Here is a 19,463-nt window from a genome sequence, read left to right as displayed (position 1 = left end):
ATGAAGGTACTAGTCCTTGGTGGACAAGGGATGGCAGGCCATGTAATAAAGGAGTATTTCACAAAGGACCCAAAGTATCAGGTGACTTATACATCTAGGGATCCGAATGATAAAAAGGCTTTATATCTGGACGTAACCGATTTAACCAGTCTTGAGGAAATTATGGATAAAGTAAAACCTGACATTACGATTAATTGTATCGGTATTTTAAATGATCGTGCAAGTGATAATACGAAACTCGCTTTCCAGGTTAATAGTGTTTTTCCCCATCAGCTTGTTAAATTGACCGAACGCAATAATGGAAAATTGATTCATATCAGTACAGATTGTGTATTTTCAGGTGTAAAAGGGGATTATACCGAGGACGATATCCCTGATAGTACCACAATTTATGGCCAATCCAAGCACTTGGGAGAAATCATTAGTGAAAAACATTTGACTATTCGAACCTCCATAATAGGCCCTGAACTAAAAGATGATGGAATTGGTTTATTTCTTTGGTTCATGAAGCAAAAGGGAGAAATAAAAGGGTATGAAAAAGTGCTTTGGAATGGTGTAACGACACTTGAACTGGCCAAGGCGCTGGAAACGATGGTTCAGAAGAATATTACTGGGTTATATCATTTAGGTTCAGAGGAGAAAATCTCAAAGTCAGCCTTATTAAAATTGATCTCTGAAATCTTTGAGAAAAATGATGTAGAAATCATTCCGGATTCAAGTATTGTTCTGGACCGAACCATTAAGAATCGGAGATCCGATTTTAAATATCAAGTTCCAACTTATGAAAAGATGTTAGTAGAATTAAGAGAGTGGATGAGATATCAAAAAACTAACGGACAAATTGGTTAACTTAAGTATTAACCAAAATGGTAAATAATGTAGAGAATCTTATTTATTGTCTTTTGCTGCATTTTTAGAGGGTGGAGCTCGGAAAATAACCAATATTAATGGTCACGATAGGTTGAAATATGCTTATGACCATTAGTATATTACATATTACTTTAAGATGAAGTAAAGTTCAGTGGGAACGTAAAAATAAAGTCGGTAAAAATGGTAAGAACAAAATAGGTAAAATAATTAAGCAGCGAATAAGAATGTATTGGAAATAACCGTTACATGACACCTATTAAGCAACGGATTTTCCTAGCCCTAATATGTGTTCAGAATTTAATGGGGAATGATTGGATCATTAAATGCATTCATGGGATGATTCAAAATGGGCCTTCTATGCGGACGCTTAATAGGATATAGGGGGAGGATATAACGTATATCAGATTTTGTATTTAGTTTCGCGATTTTGACTCTTCATTAAAAAAGTATCACGACAAGAAGACAGCCAAGTTATAATTACTATGAATGATACATATTTTTCACGAAAATTCGAGTGCCTAGCTCTTCAGGTTGGCTCACAAATTACCAGCAGCATGTGGACTTTGTCATCACGTACGATAACTATCACTAGGCTTTTAAAATAGTGTGATTATTCGTTACATATTAATAAATTCCTTGAAAATTTTCAGATTCATCGGATGATATAGTAGAAAAAACCGCTCCCTAGTAATAAGAAACGGCAAAAATATCTATATACTTTAGAAAACTGAACGGATTGATAATATATAAAACATCAATTAGTAAGGAAAGGATAATAGGCTATATTAACCCAAATCAAGCTTTTATGAAGTGAAGGGGATGTAAAAGCCTAATCCGCCTGTGCACCAATTCCTTAAGCTCGTTAGCTGTACTGACCTTTTTATAGAAATAAACTACTCCTTACACGAAAAGGTATAGGTTTCGGATAAGCCTTGGAAAATATCAGTCTTTGGATACCAATTCAGTAATTGCCGTGCTTTCCTGTTATCAAGGCAGCTGTGTTTAATATCACCTGTTCTTGCGGCTGAATGGACTGTATTCACTTTTGAACCATGAATTTGTGTGAGCATATCCAAAAGTTGATTCACTGACGTTTTCTGAGCCGTGCTGACCTGGATCGTTTCTTGATTTCCCCGATTCACTGAAGCGATGTTAGCATGTACTATATCTTTCACATATATATAATCACGAGTTTGTTCACCATCACCGTGAATGCTTAAAGGCATTCCCTTTTTGAGTTTTTCTAAAAAAACTGCGACGACTCCGCCTTCCCCTTTTGCTGTTTGTCTCGGCCCATAAACATTTCCATAACGGAGAATCGTGTAGGGGAGCCCATAAAGCTGATTAAACAAGCGGATATATGATTCGGCCGTCAGTTTTGATAATCCATAATAAGAAATGGGTCCTGTCTGGTCATGTTCAGAAATCAAGTCTCTCTGTAAATTTCCATATACCCCTGAGGTAGAAGAAAAGATCAGTTTACTTACAGCCGATTCATGACAAGCCCGAAGAATATTGATCGTTCCATTGATATTCACATCAGCATCATATTGTGGTTCGAGTATGGATCGGCTCACATCCGCCTGTGCAGCCAAATGGAAGACGACATCTGGCTTTTCTTTAACAATGATCTGACCAGCGAATTCGCTGCATATATCTTCAGTATGGATGATGGCATTGGGATGTACATATTCCTTGTGTCCGGTTATCATGTTATCCAATACATGTACCTCGGCACCATTTAAGATAAGTTCTTCAACGAGATGGGAACCAATGAACCCAGCCCCACCTGTCACGATAGCCTTCATACATCATACTCCTTTTATATGTTTTTAGTAGTGTATGTTATACGGTCAATAATGGCTTAAACAGTTACCTAGCATTTTCTAAAAAAGATGGGAAAAAGAAAAGATGCTGACACCATCAAGGGGTAGCATCTTTTCTGGAATTATTTATTTCTCTTTTTGAAAATTGCGTTTTCATATACACCTAGCACCTTTTGGACAGCTTTATCGGGTGACCAATATTCCAGTCCCCATTTTTGGGCATTGGATCCAAGGTTTTTCATATAGGGCTCATTCTCCAATAAATATCGGATATGCATGGTTAACATCTGTTCATCCCCGGCAGGTGATAATACACCCGTAATTCCATGTTCAATGATTTCCGGCACTCCACCCACATCACTGGCAATGACAGCTTTTCCGGAAATTTGCGCTTCTATTACAGACAACGGCTGATTTTCCATCAATGTTGGAAGGACGAAGATATCGGAAAGTGATAACAAATAAGGAACATCATCCCGTCTTCCCATAAAGATCACATCATCGTCCAAGCCCTCGGCTTTGCTTTTGTTTTTCAACTCCATTTCTTTTGGGCCTTCCCCAACAATCCAACAAACCCAATCAGTTCTAGTCTTTTTTAGTTCCTTGAGTGCGCTTATTAAGTGATGCACTCCTTTGAACTCATTCAGCCGACCAGTATAAATAATCACTTTCTTATCATGTGGGCGTTGGATCTCGGTTTTTTCGTCCTTTCGCTTCAGGAAGGTTTCTGTATCATATCCATAATGAAAAACATGAAGTTGTTCTTTCGGCACTTGAAATTCATCCATTAAAATATTCTCCATCCATTTATTGGCTACAATCGTATAGTCAGCCGATGTCGCACCCTCATATTCGAACCGGTCAAAATATTCACAACCTTGTTTCGCGATGCTTTTCTTAACCGTTTTGGAGCTGTAGTACGCACTCTTAAGCTCGTGAGCGACACAACCATGAAGGGTGGCGACTAGAGCAGTTTTTTCGGATCTTATTCGGTTAATGCAGACAGTCGAAAATATATCTTGTGTATGAATAACATCATATTGATCCAAACCTAACTTATTAGCTGCTAACTGAAAAAAATGACACTTTGAAGCATAATAATCAATCACTGGATCGCTAAGGAGGGGTGGATCAAGTTGTTTCATTAATAATTTCGGAGGCATTGAAGCCCTATCTATCTTACGATTTTCGTTAATGATATGAACATATTCATGGTTTTTACCATAGCTTAGGAAATCGACCTTATGACCATGAGATTCAAGCTTTTCCTTTAATTGCTGCATATAGTTCCATACACCGCCCACATGTGGTGTTACCCAAAAAGTGGCAAGTAATATTTTCATGGCAATCTCCCCTTAACTCATGCGTTTGATTATCTTTTTTATTTATCTCTTTATAACTATTCGGGAAAAACATGACGCGATAGACGAATCACATGCTTTTATGTAGATTATTGAAGAGATATCCAATTGTTTTTTAAAAAAGCGAGTACTCGTCCAATGAAAAGCACTCGCCATCCAAATAAATGGAATCTATATGCATTGACATTCAATCATGGGTCGTATTTAGTCGGAATAGGCGGCTGCGTAAAAGCTCTCGGGCCCAGTACGGGTCGGTGCAATGACAATTCCGCCAGGTATGCTGATGAACGATTGATAAATTAAAAAGTTATTTGGGGAGGGTGGATTAAAGTCAGCACCTGCTAAGGTGATAACCGTTTCGGAGGCAACTCCTAAACCTGCAACAGGCAATGTTTGTTGTGCTGAATATACAAGAACCCTGCCAACGCCTATCCCCCTATAAACTTCAATGTTAACCGGAGTTAATAAGGCAGCTAGGGAGCTAAGAGTTGCGGTGAAAGTGAATTCTACCCGAATATTCGGACCAGCACCTGTAGTGTTGAGGCCCAATGTTCCGAAGAGTGCCGGTGTAGTGGTTACGGGTATCGCGATGGAGCTCCTAAAACTGGCATTCTGTGAAGTTTGTGCATCTAAAAATGTTCCCAAATTATAACACCTCTTTTAATGGAATACTCTATAATATTAATTGGAGAAGGTTTTTGTATAGACAAGTTATCCAGCTACTTTTAAAAGATTAAATATATTTGTCACATTTATAAATCTCCCTCGAATTGTAATTATCGTCTAATGACTCCAAATATGATAAGCAGGATACATATTACACGATCAAGGGTTTCCGCCAATAAAGCGAATTCAGCCTTGCAGAATGAGAGTGAATGTATGCGAGCCCTATTCATATGCAAACAATAAAGGCCAGACCATCATGAGTTTAATAGCTTTTGTTTTTCGATTAGAAATTCTTCTTCAGTAAGGTAGCCTTGTTCTTTTAATTCTGCTAACTTCCTAAAATCCTCAATATTAGTGGAATTATTTATTGGTACAGAATTAAACAACACCAATATTTGATTTATACCTGTGCGTTTGAGCACTCGATAACCTCGTTTTGCATTTGTCGCTATTCCTTCACTATTTGGCATACAGTAGCCATTTACTTCACAACTGCCATCATCTCTAACTAACAGTTTTCCTAACAGACCTACGGCGATCCATTCAGGCCTGCTACTGCGAGGTTTGTATTCTAGCGTAGCATCCCAATCAGGGTTTAATGCAGGTTTGCGTTCTGTCCGTTTCGGCATGACTTCATTGCCTTCAGCGTCTAATACAGGAGGAAGTACGGTTTCTTCGTACAAAATTTCACCCCATTCAGTAGTCAAGTACTTGTGTTTCCATCGAAGCTCGCCACCATCTGCTAAGAAGGCAGGGGTTGCGCTTGAAATTCCCAGAATAAAATCATCTTGACCATTTGCTATCCGTACTTTATCCTTTTCCAACGTAACGAAGTATCCGAATTCGATGGGAGATCCATCTGTCGTTTCGAACATTTCTGCATAATCTGCTGCAGGAGTTGTGAAGGTTCCGTCAACTTTTACATTTCCGTTGCTTAAAATCTTGGCAGCCAAACCAGGAGTTGAGGCATTAATGCCATTTGCCAGGTACCAAGAATACGGCAGCTCGTTTGCTGCACCGAATTGTCCCATGACATGGACGCCTTCCAAAAAGTTAGCATTTGTTGATTGTCCTTCTGTGTGGGAAAAGAAACCAGAAGCAACCGAGTTTACACCTTCGGCATGTGAGGTGAAACCATTCGCGATGGTAAGAGCACCTTCAGCGTGAGAATTTTGGCCGAGCGCTTGAGTTTGATTTCCTTCAGCGTGAGAAAGGTCTCCTGAAGCGATGGTACGCTGCCCCTCAGCGTGCGCAAAAATACCGCTGGCAATCGTCAAATTTCCTTCAGCGTGTGAGGCTCTTCCCATAGCAACAGTCTGATCTCCTTCGGCATGCGAGGATTCACCTTGAGCTCTAGTAGCTTGTCCCTCCGCATGCGAGACTAGGCCATTTGCGATTGTGTTTTCTCCCTCTGCATGGGAGGCAATACCCGAAGCAGTCGTTACATTTCCCTCTGAATGGGCATAGAGGTTCAAGGCGCTTGTGTTTGATCCCTCCGCATGGGAGGCATAACCGGAAGCTAAGGTTGAGCTACCTTCTGCATGGGCCGTATTCGCACTAGCTATCGAAAAATATCCCTCCGAGTGTGAGGCTACACCTTCCGCCACCGTGGTCGAACCTTCCGCGTGGGAAGAACTTCCATTAGCATTGGTCAAATATCCTTCAGCATGGGAAGCCACCCCTGCAGCCGTTGTGTTAGATCCTTCTGCATGAGCCACAACAGCTGTCGTTTCTGTCTGAAACCCTTCTGCATGAGATGCACCACCGCCCGCAATTGTACCATTTCCTTCAGCATGGGAAGCCACCCCGTTGGCTATTGTATCGATCCCTTCAGCTTCTGAACAAAATCCGAGAGGATTTTGATTACATCCATTCGCCATAAATTTATCTCTCCTAAGATATAGATTTTTTAATTTCTCGTTACGTACACCAACAATTAAATGAAATGCTTAAAATATTTTGCCTTCTCATTAAATATGGTGAAATTAACCTAATCAAAATAAAAAAATTCCACACTTACCCATTTTTATGATAGGTACTTAATGTTAAAGAATGATAATTATACAGAAGAGGTAGTACGCAATGTTTTCGTTATTATTGTATGCATCAACTACTTATCGATATGGACTAAACATTCAATTCCGGTGACTTTACATTTGGATTAATGTGAAGACGTTTTAATAATTAATAAATCTCAGCAGAATTTGCCCTTTTGTTATTAGAAGGAGGGAGCAGCCCATAGCAACTGGTGGGGAGGGGGCATATTGTAATAAAAAGGCTGCGTCTATGATGCACCCAATATTAATAAAATTACTATGTATTGGAAGATGTTGAAGCGGCCGAATGATGAATGAGGAGTATTAAGTGAGTTATATGAGTTGAGGTCATTTTAACCATGAGATATTAACGACGAATATTAACATCATTAACGATTGGATGAGAAATCTATGAATCAACAAGGGAAATTAATAATCACAGGGGCTAGTGGGTTTACAGGTCAACATGCATGTGCACACTTCCTGAAATCAGGTTATGATATTACGGCGGTTTCAAGAAAAAAGATGAATATCGAAGGTAGGATTCATGCAGAATGTTGTGATCTGATAAATAGAAATGACGTATATAACCTCATCAAAAGGACCAAACCCAAGTACCTTCTACATTTAGCTGGACAGAGCCACGTTGGGGAATCATGGTCGGAACCCGTTTCAACCCTGGAGGCGAATACCATGTCCACTGCATACTTAATTGATGCCATCCGTAAGGAAAGTCCGGATTGTAAAATCGTGATAGTTGGCTCAGCTCTTCAAATTGACCCCAGTTCCATCTCATCAATTCCCCATCCTTATAGTTTAAGTAAAACAATTCAAGTTCTTATAGCACAATCATGGGCATTTTTATATAACATGAACATCATCATTGCAAAACCATCCAATCTAATTGGACCTGGAGTGTCCAATGGTGTTTGTTCCATTTTCGCAAAGAAAATTGCAGAGATGGAAAAGAAGGGAATGGAAAAGGTCCTTGAGGTCCAAAATCTGGAAGTCCAACGTGATTTTCTGGATGTAAGAGATGCAGTGAGGGCTTATGACCTTCTATTGAATAGGGGGCAGCCTGGGGAAACGTATGATGTTGCTTCAGGTAATAATCATTCTTTAGGAGAAATCATTGAAGGCTTCAGGTCGGTAACAACAGATGATATAAAGGTGAACTCACAACAAAATGAAAAAATAGAAAATAAAGTGGCAATCGACCCTATAAAGCTAATGAATTTAGGGTGGAAACCAAGAATCCCACTTGAATCATCTTTAATGGATATCCTTACCTTTCATCGCGAATTAAAGGAAAAGTGCTGAAATCAACTACAGGCGGTCGAAACAATACACTATGAAAAACTTTTCAGGAGGGTAGGCAATGGAGCCGAAAGTATCAATCATTATTCCATTTTATAATTGTCCCTATGTAGACCAGGCCATTCAAAGTGCGCTTAATCAAACATATAAGAATGTAGAGGTCATCGTCGTAGATGACGGATCAACAATTTATACTGAAAAAATACAGCCGTTCTTGGAGAGGATTCGTTATTTGAGAAAGGAGAACGGGGGTACTGCTACGGCATTGAATCATGGGATCCGTGCCGCTACGGGAGAATATGTAGCTTGGTTAAGTTCTGATGATTATTTCCTTCCTGAAAAGATGTCACTGCAAATTTCGTTTATGCTCGAACATGATGCAAAGGTCAGTTTTACGAATTTTGATAGTATAAACAAAAATGGTGAAGTCATTTTTTCTTGGACAGGGGAACGCTTTACCGATATTGAAAACGGAGTGTATCATGCTTTTTTACTTCGTAATGCAGTGAATGGCTGTACTGTCGTTTTGAAGAAAGATGTATTTGATGCGGTTGGTTACTTCAATCCATATCATCGTTATACTCATGATTATGAAATGTGGCTTCGATTATTGGTAAATGGATATAAAATGTATTATTTGGATGAAGTCTTAACAAAATTCAGGATACATGAAGAATCAGGTACAAGCAGATTCCAACCTGAAATGTTAAAAGATATCCTTACGATTGAAACTCATTACCGGCCAATTCTTAAAAAAAATTTAAAGAACTTATAATACTGGCTTTTTTTATAACTGGAAATGGAGGAATCATTATGTCTGAAGGTCTTCTCGATATATTTATGCATATCCCAAAAACTGGGGGAACGACCTTAAGTGCAATCTTTAGAAAACAATACAAAGCTAATGAAATATTCGATCATGACTCTTACGAATTCAAGATAAAAAAAGTTGATCAATTAGGGGAAGAGGAAAAGAGAAAAATAAAAGCTGTAGCGGGTCATTACAATTATGGAATACATCAGCATTTTTCAAAACCCTCTAATTACTTTACGATGTTACGTGATCCAGTTGACCGTGTCATATCCTTATATTATTTTTTACAAAACTATCCAGGATATGAGAGAGTAAGAGACATGACCCTAGAGGAATTTGTATTAAAAGAACCTGAAGCACAAAATAATCAAACAATAATGGTATGTGGGAATCCTGAAAATCCTGACATTACAAAAGCCAAGGAAAACTTAAAGACATTTACTGTGGTGGGAGTCACGGAGTTGTTCAATGAAACACTTTTTTGCCTGAAAAATGAATATGCTTGGGGGGATATTCATTATACAAGGAAAAATATTACTGAAAATCGCATGGTAAAAGAAGAAGTGCCGTCGCCCCTAAAAAACTTGATCAGAAAATATAACGCAATGGATATGGAATTATATGATTTTGCAAAAAAACTACTTTACGAAAAACTTCAATCACTTACAGTAGAAGAACAACGGCAATTGGCAAAGTTCAAATTGGAACAGAGTGCCTTAAACTAGTTCCTGATTCGATAGTCAAATAAGAAACCGTCGGAATGAAAAAATTCCGGCGGTTTTTTTCACTTGGAGTCCACTCCCAAGGATTCCAGCATATTGATGAAATTTTGAGCATACAAATCAGGACTAAAATGAGTTTTGACGTGTTCAAGGGCGTTTGACCGGATGCTTTCCCTTAATACCTTGTTATTCATTAATTCCTTTGCCTCTCTGACTGCATTATCGATATTTCCTAAAGTGTAATATTTTCCCGTTTGATTATGGATGATCGAGCTCCTTACCCCATCGGAATCCGTCGTCAGCACAGGGCACCTGCAACTCATCGCTTCTAACAGGGCATATGGGGCTCCTTCCACTTTTGAGGTAGAGCATAAAAAGCCTCCTGAATCGCCGATTTGGGAATAATAATCGGCCATTTGAGAATTGGGGACATTTGTTTTTACAGTGAGATTTTTGCTCAAATTTAATTGGGTAATTAATCTTTTAAATTTCATTCTTTCTTTAGGGACACTTAAACTGGGATCTTCAAACATAAGTAACTGTATATTTGGGTTATGATTGTGAATGAGTTGATGTCCTATTTGCAGGAATTCCTGCCAATTTTTGTTATCTTCAATTCTGCCGATCCATGCAATTTTCCTAACGCGATCTATTCGTAATGATCGGTATGAGAATTGACTTGTATCAAAACAATTATTGAAACTGAATTTAGGAAATGAAGGATAAAGTTCATCCAATAATTGCATGATGTGTGGAGTTTTTGGATTAAGGAATCCATCCGCATAGGCATTGACCTGTGGTATGGCATTTGTAAGCGCCGCTCTTGCTACAGCTTTGGGACCGTATCCTTGAATTTCCATTATCATCTTACCGTTATAACCCAAGTTTCTAAATCTTGCTAATGCTTGGAAATCCGATACGACAACGACAGCGCTATATTTTCCATCTTCTAATATTTTTTTGATTTCGCTGTCATTGTTCGATATAAAAGTTGGTGCAATGTGATCATTTAAAAGTTTTCTTTTACTTTCATAATATAGAAAATGAGCATGTATATTGTATTTTTTTAGAGCGGCAAATCGTTGTCGGTTTAAGGTTTCAACCCCACCGCTTGGAACGTAAAAAACAAACAGTATATTCATTGTTCCTCCTCCTCAAACAAAATGAAGCATCAGCACCATGTGATAAGCTTTATCATTTTAAGGCTACAAGTTTCAATTTATTCATCCTTATTAAAGAAATTTAAACACATGAATTATATATATGATTCGATGAAGGAGTTATTCAGTAATGTACTTGCCATTTGAATTTTGGTTCATGTTACATACTTTATAAGATTGAAATAAACATAAGAATGAAAAGACACTATACAAACACACTGAGAAAGTATGTGTATAGAATATTTAAAGCAGTTTATTAGGAAGGCGGTACACTATGTCTAAAGTATCTATTGTTGTTCCGTTTTATAATTGTCCCTACATTGATGAAGCATTGGATAGTTTGATGAATCAAACATATAAAAATATTGAAATTATTGTTGTGAATGACGGCTCTACAAAACATTCAGATAAAATCACTCCGTATCTAGATAAAATTATATACATCGAAAAGGGAAACGGTGGAACGGCGAGCGCTTTAAATATGGGCATTAAAAATGCGACAGGAGACTATTTTTGCTGGCTCAGTTCAGATGACATCTTTTACCCTGAGAAAACAGAAGTTCAATTAGACTTTATGAATAAAAATAAAGCCTTATTTAGTTACACTTCTTATTATTGTATAAATGAAAATGGGAAAATAATTACTCCTATTTTGGGTATACACCTCCCAAATAAACTCGAATTAATTAAAACAATGAGCAAGGGAAACATTATTAATGGCTGCACCGTAATGATTAATAGGAAAATATTTAATCAAATTGGAGTGTTTGATGAAACGCTTCCCTATACTCATGATTATGATTTATGGTTAAGGATCGTACAAAAATTTGATATACAGTTTTTGTCTCAACCTTTGTTACTTTATAGAGTCCATTCACAAATGGGCTCGACTAAGCATGCAGGTAGTATCAAAAAAGAAACTAGTCTCGTTATTAATCGACACAAAGCTAACATGAGACAATTGATGTTAAGACACTTTAGAAAAAAATAAATTCAGACTCAATATGCAACTAGCCTTGCTTCGTTAAAGTTGAAAGTCCTTGTGTTTTTTAACAAGGGCTTTTCCTATTTTAATAGAAGAAATTTTATTATTTCGTATGACTTTCGGGTAGGAAATTAAGTTTTGTTTAGGCTGAGGTTGAACATACGCTGTCTAGGGGAAGCGGTAAAGTGAATTTTTTGACCTATACGTCTATAGCAAGTAAGGGTGTTTTTGCATACCTTATAGAGATTAATCTCCATCTTATCAATATATGGTTGTTTCCTTTTTTCGAACATGATTTTAAAGTCTGGAAAAAGCAATATTTTTTTGTTAGGTATTACTTAAATCAAATAAAAGACGAGCATCCGTTAGCAATGTGTTTTGGATTGTCTACAATGCGACAAGATCCCTATACGATAATAGAATGTCGTTTTTAATAAAAAAAGGAATCGTTTTGTAGGAGGAAAACATGAAAAAGCTCATCATATTCGCGTTTATTGGTTTTTTGGCTCAATTAATTGATGGATCCTTAGGTATGGCATATGGGGTTACTTCAACATCGCTGTTGTTGACATTTGGAATTGCCCCTGCTGTGGCTTCAGCATCCGTACATCTGTCCGAGGTAGTGACTACTGCTGCTTCTGGTATTTCCCATATGAAATTCGGGAACGTTGATCGTCAAGCGCTTTTAAAATTAATCATTCCTGGTTCAATCGGGGCATTTGCAGGAGCGTGTTTTTTGAGTAATTTACCAGGAAATGCAGTAAAACCTTATATTTCGATTTTTTTGTTAATCCTTGGCGTATATGTACTTTTTCGTTTTTTAATTATATCCAACACAAGAACTGAAATGAAATCAATTAATATATCAAGAAAAAAATCAATCGTTTTGGGGTTAATAGCCGGATTTGCAGATGCAACCGGTGGGGGAGGGTGGGGCCCGATTACAACTCCAGTCCTTTTATCCCAAAAAGGTGTTCCTGCTAGAAAAGTAGTTGGTACGGTCGATACGAGTGAATTTGCTATTGCTGTTTCTGCCACGTTGGGGTTTCTTATTGCATTAGGCTGGCAGGATGTGAACTGGTTTTGGGTATTTGCACTTATGGCAGGGGGAATTATAGCAGCACCCATCGCTGCCTGGATCGTTACAAAATTGCCATCTTATTTATTGGGTGTCCTTGTAGGGGGATTTATTATTTTGACCAATGCACGTACGTTGATTACCACTTGGACGATTCTTGATCATTGGTCTCTCGTTATTTATATGCTCATATTAATTGGCTGGATAATTTCTTTAGTCCATGTCATCCGAAATAACAAAAATCCTGTTCCATAACTTAAGAATAAAGGGGAGATTCTATGGGTCAAGATGAGCACATCCATCATCATTCATTTTCTATTACAAAAGAACATAGGCAAGCTTTACATGGACATAAAAGCTTGATTCTTTGGTTTACAGGTTTATCAGGTTCAGGGAAGTCAACCATAGCGAATATGGTCGAAGGAAAACTCCATGAGAAGGGGATCTCGACGTATATATTGGATGGAGATAATTTACGGAATGGATTAAATGAAGATCTTGGTTTTAGTTCTGAAGATCGCAAGGAAAATATACGCCGAATCGGAGAAGTTGCCAAAATTTTTGTGGATAGCGGTATTGTGGTATTAGCCACGTTTATTTCGCCTTATATTAGTGACCGGGAAGCTGTCAGAAAAAAGGTGAAACAGGGTGAATTTCTTGAGATATATGTCAAATGTCCTTTAGAATCCTGTGAGAAACGGGATCCCAAAGGGCTATATAAGAAAGCTAGAATTGGGGAAATTACACAATTCACAGGGATTTCAGCCCCTTATGAAGAACCGGTAAACCCTGAAATCATTATTGAAACAAGTCAATATTCTATTGAAGAATGTGCGCGACAGATCATGAACTTCTTAAAAGATAATGATCATTTAGGGGATGGCAATATTTAAGCCTGAAAAGGTGACAATGGAACGTACAAATGATGGAGGTGTAATATATGGATGTTCAAAGAACCATCATTGAACCACATGGAGGCAAGTTGATTAATCGTGAATTAGCAGGAATTGATCGAGAAGAATATTTGGAAAAGTGCAAATCCCTTTCGCCCCTTACTATCTCAAAATGGATTATTTCGGATATGGAAATGATTTCAAATGGTGGGTTTAGTCCGCTTATTGGATTTATGGCGGAAAAAGATTACCAGAGCGTCTTAAAATATATGCATCTGGCAAACGGATTACCATGGACGCTTCCGGTTACTCTTCCTGTAACAAAGGAAGAGGCGAAGAGTATTAATGCGGGGGATGAAGTGGCTCTATATAGTGATGAGGGAGAACTGTGCGGGGTCATTCAGGTAGAAGAAATGTTTGAATACGATAAACTGGAAGAAGCTAAACTCGTTTATAAAACAATGGACGATAATCATCCTGGGGTGAAAAAACTATTTGAGCAAGGGGATATCTATATTGCTGGGTCTATTTTTCTAGTGAATAGGCCCTCACATAAACCGTTTGAAGAATTTTATATGAGTCCAAACGAAACTAGAAAAATGTTCAACGCCTTAGGTTGGAGTACTGTGGTCGGTTTTCAAACTAGAAATCCAGTGCATCGAGCACATGAATACTTGCAAAAAACGGCATTAGAAACGGTTGATGGACTTCTGCTGAATCCATTAGTGGGTGAAACGAAAAAGGATGATATACCAGCTGATGTCCGGATGGAAAGCTATCAAATTTTATTAAAATATTACTATCCATTGGACCGGGTCCGTCTTGCAATTTACACAGCCGCTATGCGTTATGCAGGTCCAAGGGAAGCGGTCTTTCATGCGCTTGTTCGAAAGAATTATGGTTGTACACACTTTATTGTCGGCCGTGATCATGCTGGAGTAGGAAAATATTATGGAACATATGATGCGCAAGAAATTTTCAGCCAGTTTGAACCTAAAGAAATAGGTATTAAACCATTGTTTTTTGAACATAGCTTTTACTGTGGAAAATGTATGAATATGGCTTCGTTGAAGACATGCCCTCATTCTGCTGACGATAGGTTCATTTTAAGTGGAACGAAAGTACGGGAAATGCTGCATGAGGGTATTATTCCACCACCGGAATTTACTCGGCCTGAGGTGGCAGAAGTACTTATTAAGGGCATGAAGCAAAAAGGGGAAGGCTAACCAAAAGGCACAACTACTATCCTATCGAGTATCATACGAGGAGGTGCTTACAAGGGGGGATTAAGCCTTTGTTTGGTACAGTGCTTTATCCAGCAAGTCTGAAAAGCCGTCTATATTTTACTATTTCCGCACCAATCCATTGGATACCCTCATTATACAAATAACTTTGTACAACCTGTATCTTTAATTCCTTGGTAAAAAATTGATATGTATCCCCTTTTTTAGGCAAAATAAGATCTATCCAAGTAGTAGTTTAACAAACATGTTATTTCATGGGCTTTTTATACAGTCTAACTAAGGGGATAATATCATGCGCAAGCGGAAGTAGATATATATTTTTTAAAAAAATTGATGATATCCTAATCCCATAAAGCTAGTGATTTTTTAGAGTCGAGATTGTAGTAGACGATCTTTTGTAATGTCCATATGAAAAAACTGTACATTGTTTAATCGATATTTTTTTTATTTCTAATTATCTCATCGACGATATCAATCCAAATATATAATTCTGTATTTTTGGATATTTCCTTCATCCAATTAAAATCACTACATGGTGCATCTATCATTTTTTTATCTGAAGTTATTTTATTATGCTTAGTAATTCCTGAATGAGTGTTTTGGTTTGAGTAAGTGGTGAACCTGATCCAGATACGGACTCAGAATTTCTCCACCTGTTTTTCTTATAAATATTAGTAAATAGCTCTTTCACGACATGACTAGAAAGGGTGATCTGTAAAATCTAGAAATCTATTTTGAATTTGGCAAAGTACCAATCATCATCATATTTTCGTTTTTGAAAGTAAGCCCGTCGCTGCTTTTTAACTCCATCAAGGAGCACTTGGGATTCAATCGGGTTTGCTTTTACATGTATCATGAGTTTTTTGCACTTCTGGATGCGGTGAGTATTAAAATGAGAGTAGGCCATCCTTAATAAATTATAATAAACTTCATCATAGCTAACTTCATACGGGTGAGCTTTTCTGAACAAGTGGATAATTTTTACATTAGGCAGGGCGTGGCAGCGAAACCCAAACAGCCATAGCTTAATAGAAAGCTCAACATCTTCATGTCCCCAAGTTTTAAATCCCGTTTCAAATCCGCCGACATCTTCAAACACTTTTTTTGAGATAATAAAACATCCTCCGGGTAATACGGCAGTTTCAAAGAGGCCATTTTGTTTAGCGTTCCATTTAATTCTGAGGTTTGACTTTAAGGTCTGACCATAGCCAATGAAATCGGAATTGCCAAACGAAGCAATTGCTGGGGTTACTGCATCAGATTTTCCTGTAAGCAGGGGTTCTACAATATGATCGATCCATAAATCTTCAAACTGTAAATGGGCGTCGCAAAAAATCAGGAATTCTCCAGAAGCTTTTGCTGCTCCTAAATTTCGTGCGCTGGCAGCTCCAATGCCATCTGTTTCAAAAAGCTTAACCTGGTTTGCGTGATTATAGGTAGAAAGAAAATTGCAGCAATCATCTGATGATCCATCGTTTATAATAATCACTTCGAAGGAATATTCTGTATTAACTGAAAATAACGAATCGAGAGTGTTTTTCACATTTTCCCCTTCATTTTTGGCAGGAAAAATTATGGAAATTAAAGGATGATTTTTCACTTCATTTATCTCTCCTTTTGTGGCGATTTTTTATTGGTAAGAAAAATTCAAGGACTGTGATATTGATAGGGGGGGTTATCACAATCCTTGATCTTCGGTTGAAAGTGGTATTTAAGTTTTTGTTTATAGTTCAATGAGGTAAAGTGAGGGTACATATACTCAAAATAATGGTTATTATTAATGCCTCCTAAAATTCTTAAAAGGATCTATCGCTGTTTTTTGCGATCCGGAATGTAAATTATATAAAGGATGATTTTTATAAAACATATCTAAGGAAAATGAATCTGTATTAGTTTTGTTAAATTTAGTTTCTGGGTAATCCTTTTTTTGATAGGATGACATGATCCCGGAATTATAATTTTGTTGAGTTTGATCAAATTCCGGGTAACTCGGTTTATTTAGGGGAGAGGATATTTGACAATTTGATGTTTGACTATTAAGATTTTGGGTTGTGTTTTTTTGTTGGTTTGTTTCATTCGAGAATCGAAACGCACTTGGTTGATTAATTGCTTCTTTGTTATTAGGCGAATTGAAATTTCCCATATTAACACGAGTATTTCCAACTTGCTGTTGTATTCCATTATTATTAAAAGGTCTTTCCATTTTTCCTGTTGCATGCAAATGATTTTTTTCTCGTTGTTTAATATATTTTGTTCGTTCATCTTTATCATGTATTTCTTTTGCTTTTTGATCATTTACCGTTTTGTTTATAGTTTCTATTTTTAGTAAATAATTAATTTCTTTATCTTTTAAATCTATTATGGAACCGGTTAAGTTCTTAATTTCCTGTTGATGTTGGCGTTCATTTTCCTTTAAATTGATAATCGTCTGTTCTAAATTATCAATCTCCGTTTTATATTTAATTTCCTGCTTAGAAACAAGAGCAATCGTTTGATTCAAATGATCGATTTCTTGTTGATGTTGATTTTCATTTTCCTTAAAATTTATTATCATTTGCTCTAGGTTTTCAATTTCGGCTTTATATTTATTTTCTTGCTCCGAAACAAAAGCGATCGTTTGATTTAACTGATCGATTTCCTGTTGACGATGATTTTCATTTTCCTTTAGATTGATAATCGTCTGTTCTAAATTATCAATCTCGGTTTTATATTTATTTTCTTGCTCCGAAACAAGAGCAATCGATTGATTTAACTCATCGATTTCTAGTTGATGTTGATTTTCACTTTTCTTTAGATTGATAATCGTCTGTTCTAAATTATCAATCTCGGCTTTATATTTATTTTCTTGCTCCGAAACAAGAGCAATCGTTTGATTTAACTGCTCGATTTCTTGTTGATGGTTATCTTCATTTTTCTTAAAATTAATAAGCATTTGCTCCAGGTTATCAATTTCCGCTTTATACTTATTTTCTTGCCCAGAAAAAAGAGCAATCGATTGATTTAACTGTTCGATTTCTTGTTGATGGTTATCTTCATTTTCCTTAAAATCAATAATCATTTGCCCTAGGTTATCAATCTCGGCTTTATATTTATTTTCCTGTTTGGATAGGAGGTCGATCGTTTGAGTATAATTTTTAATTTCATGTTTAAAGTTGTCGATAACTTGTATATGATGATTTTCCTTTTCGGAAAGTTCAATCATGGCTTTTTCTAATCTTTCAATCTCCACTTTATATTTATTTTCTTGTTGGGATACAACGCTAATCGTTTGATTTAACTGATCGATTTCTTGTTGATGATAATTCTCTTTTTCCTTTAAATCTATAATCATCTGTTCTAAATTCGCAATATCCACCTTATATTGACTTTCCTGTTCCGATAGTTGGCCGATCATTTGGGAATAATTTTCAATTTCATGTTTAAGGTTGTCGATAACTTGTGTCTGTTTTTCTTCTTTTTCGGAAAGTTCGATCAGGGCTTTTTCTAAACGTTCAATCTCCACTTTATATTTATTTTCTTGCTCCGAAACAAGAGCAATCGTTTGATTTAACTGATCGATTTCTTGTTGATGGTAGTTCTCTTTATCCTTTATATCGGTAATCATCTGTTCCAAATTCTCAATGTTCAATTTATATTGACTTTCCTGTTCGGACAGGTGGTCGATTGTTTGAGTATAATTTTCAATGTCATGTTTAAAGTTGTCGATAACGTGTAAATGATGATTTTCCTTTTCGGAAAGATCAATCATGGATGTCTCTAAATTTTCAATCTCCGCTTTATATTTATTTTCTTGTTGGGATACAACACTAATCGTTTGATTTAACTGCTCGATTTCTTGTTGATGGTAGGACTCCTGATCTCTTAAATCGGAAATCATCTGTTCTAAATTTGCAATGTCCACCTTATATATATTTTGCTGTTCCGATAGTTGATCGATCATTTGAGTATAATTTTCATTTTCACGTTTAAAGTTTTCAATAACTTGTGTCTGCTGCTCTTCCTTTTTGGAAAGTTCGAACATGGATTTCTCTAAATTTTCAATTTCGGCTTTATATTTATTTTCTAGTTGGGTTACAATGCTAATCGTTTGATTTAACTGATCGATTTCTTGTTGATGGTCGTTTTCTTTTTCCTTTAGTTCGGAAATCAGCTGTTCCAATTTCTCAATATTCACTTTATATTGACTTTCCTGTTCGGATAGGCGGTCGATCGTTTGCGTATAATTTTCAATGTCATGTTTAAAGTTTTCGATAACTTGTATATGATGATTTTCCTTTTCGGAAAGTTCGATCATGGATGTCTCTAAATTTTCAATCTCCGCTTTATATTTATTTTTTTGTTGGGAAGCATCGCTAATCGTTTGATTTAACTGATTGATTTCTTGTTGATGGTAGGACTCTTTTTCCTTTAAATCGGAAATCATCTGTTCTAAATTAGCAATGTCCACCTTAAATTGACTTTCCTGTTCGGATAGGTGGCCATTCATTTGGG

15 protein-coding genes are annotated in these 19,463 nt (G+C 36.8%); 8 read left to right on the top strand and 7 right to left on the bottom strand.

The features are described 5' to 3' along the window. Positions 1 to 849, top strand: coding sequence for a dTDP-4-dehydrorhamnose reductase family protein (locus AC2YHV_RS14130; RefSeq protein ID WP_487373452.1), 849 nt, complete (start codon positions 1 to 3; stop codon positions 847 to 849). A 914-nt stretch (positions 850 to 1,763) separates the two neighbouring features. Here AC2YHV_RS14130 and AC2YHV_RS14125 read toward each other — a convergent pair. From AC2YHV_RS14125 to AC2YHV_RS14110, 4 genes are all read right to left on the bottom strand, one after another. After that, on the bottom strand, positions 1,764 to 2,678 hold the full coding sequence (locus AC2YHV_RS14125; RefSeq protein ID WP_487373451.1) for an NAD-dependent epimerase/dehydratase family protein: 915 nt from the start codon (positions 2,676 to 2,678) through the stop codon (positions 1,764 to 1,766). Positions 2,679 to 2,818: 140 nt separating this feature from the next. Next, complete coding sequence (locus tag AC2YHV_RS14120) at positions 2,819 to 4,039, bottom strand: glycosyltransferase family 4 protein (protein WP_487373450.1); 1,221 nt, start codon at positions 4,037 to 4,039, stop codon at positions 2,819 to 2,821. A gap of 222 nt (positions 4,040 to 4,261) precedes the next feature. Next, complete coding sequence (locus AC2YHV_RS14115; protein ID WP_283928636.1) at positions 4,262 to 4,702, bottom strand: hypothetical protein; 441 nt, start codon at positions 4,700 to 4,702, stop codon at positions 4,262 to 4,264. A 275-nt stretch (positions 4,703 to 4,977) separates the two neighbouring features. Continuing rightward, positions 4,978 to 6,603, bottom strand: a complete 1,626-nt coding sequence (locus AC2YHV_RS14110; RefSeq protein ID WP_487373449.1) for a peptidase G2 autoproteolytic cleavage domain-containing protein — start codon at positions 6,601 to 6,603, stop codon at positions 4,978 to 4,980. A 567-nt stretch (positions 6,604 to 7,170) separates the two neighbouring features. Here AC2YHV_RS14110 and AC2YHV_RS14105 point away from each other — a divergent pair. Genes AC2YHV_RS14105 through AC2YHV_RS14095 form a run of 3 tightly spaced genes read left to right on the top strand, consistent with a single transcriptional unit; the run spans position 7,171 to position 9,615 of the window. After that, positions 7,171 to 8,079 carry an NAD-dependent epimerase/dehydratase family protein gene (locus AC2YHV_RS14105; RefSeq protein WP_487373448.1) on the top strand — a complete coding sequence of 303 codons (909 nt, stop codon included), beginning with the start codon at positions 7,171 to 7,173 and terminating at the stop codon, positions 8,077 to 8,079. Positions 8,080 to 8,137: 58 nt separating this feature from the next. Next, positions 8,138 to 8,851 carry a glycosyltransferase family 2 protein gene (locus tag AC2YHV_RS14100; protein WP_487373447.1) on the top strand — a complete coding sequence of 238 codons (714 nt, stop codon included), beginning with the start codon at positions 8,138 to 8,140 and terminating at the stop codon, positions 8,849 to 8,851. A 38-nt stretch (positions 8,852 to 8,889) separates the two neighbouring features. Further along, entirely contained in the window at positions 8,890 to 9,615 is a 726-nt protein-coding gene (locus tag AC2YHV_RS14095) for a sulfotransferase family 2 domain-containing protein (RefSeq protein ID WP_487373446.1), read from the top strand. 59 nt (positions 9,616 to 9,674) lie between these two features. Here the strand turns inward: AC2YHV_RS14095 and AC2YHV_RS14090 are convergent, their stop codons facing one another. Next, positions 9,675 to 10,754 (bottom strand): glycosyltransferase family 4 protein, encoded by a 1,080-nt coding sequence (locus tag AC2YHV_RS14090; RefSeq protein WP_487373445.1) that lies wholly within the window; start codon positions 10,752 to 10,754, stop codon positions 9,675 to 9,677. A 292-nt stretch (positions 10,755 to 11,046) separates the two neighbouring features. On the opposite strand from AC2YHV_RS14090, the gene AC2YHV_RS14085 reads away from it, so the two are divergent. From AC2YHV_RS14085 to sat, 4 genes are all read left to right on the top strand, one after another. Next, a complete protein-coding gene (locus AC2YHV_RS14085) occupies positions 11,047 to 11,763 on the top strand; it encodes a glycosyltransferase family 2 protein (RefSeq protein ID WP_487373444.1) in 717 nt (238 codons plus the stop codon). Positions 11,764 to 12,223: 460 nt separating this feature from the next. Further along, complete coding sequence (locus AC2YHV_RS14080) at positions 12,224 to 13,090, top strand: sulfite exporter TauE/SafE family protein (protein WP_487373443.1); 867 nt, start codon at positions 12,224 to 12,226, stop codon at positions 13,088 to 13,090. 23 nt (positions 13,091 to 13,113) lie between these two features. Further along, positions 13,114 to 13,728, top strand: coding sequence for an adenylyl-sulfate kinase (gene cysC, locus AC2YHV_RS14075; RefSeq protein WP_487373442.1), 615 nt, complete (start codon positions 13,114 to 13,116; stop codon positions 13,726 to 13,728). 47 nt (positions 13,729 to 13,775) lie between these two features. Beyond that, positions 13,776 to 14,954: a sulfate adenylyltransferase gene (sat, locus tag AC2YHV_RS14070; RefSeq protein WP_487373441.1), complete on the top strand. Its 1,179-nt coding sequence runs from the start codon at positions 13,776 to 13,778 to the stop codon at positions 14,952 to 14,954. 739 nt (positions 14,955 to 15,693) lie between these two features. Here sat and AC2YHV_RS14065 read toward each other — a convergent pair. Both AC2YHV_RS14065 and AC2YHV_RS14060 read right to left on the bottom strand, forming a co-directional pair. After that, positions 15,694 to 16,581: a glycosyltransferase family 2 protein gene (locus tag AC2YHV_RS14065; protein ID WP_487373543.1), complete on the bottom strand. Its 888-nt coding sequence runs from the start codon at positions 16,579 to 16,581 to the stop codon at positions 15,694 to 15,696. A 168-nt stretch (positions 16,582 to 16,749) separates the two neighbouring features. Further along, positions 16,750 to 19,266, bottom strand: a complete 2,517-nt coding sequence (locus AC2YHV_RS14060; RefSeq protein WP_487373440.1) for a coiled-coil domain-containing protein — start codon at positions 19,264 to 19,266, stop codon at positions 16,750 to 16,752. Positions 19,267 to 19,463 lie beyond the last annotated feature (197 nt).

It is taken from the genome of Peribacillus sp. SRI_006, assembly GCF_057586375.1.
This window is presented reverse-complemented; position numbering and strand designations above follow the sequence as displayed.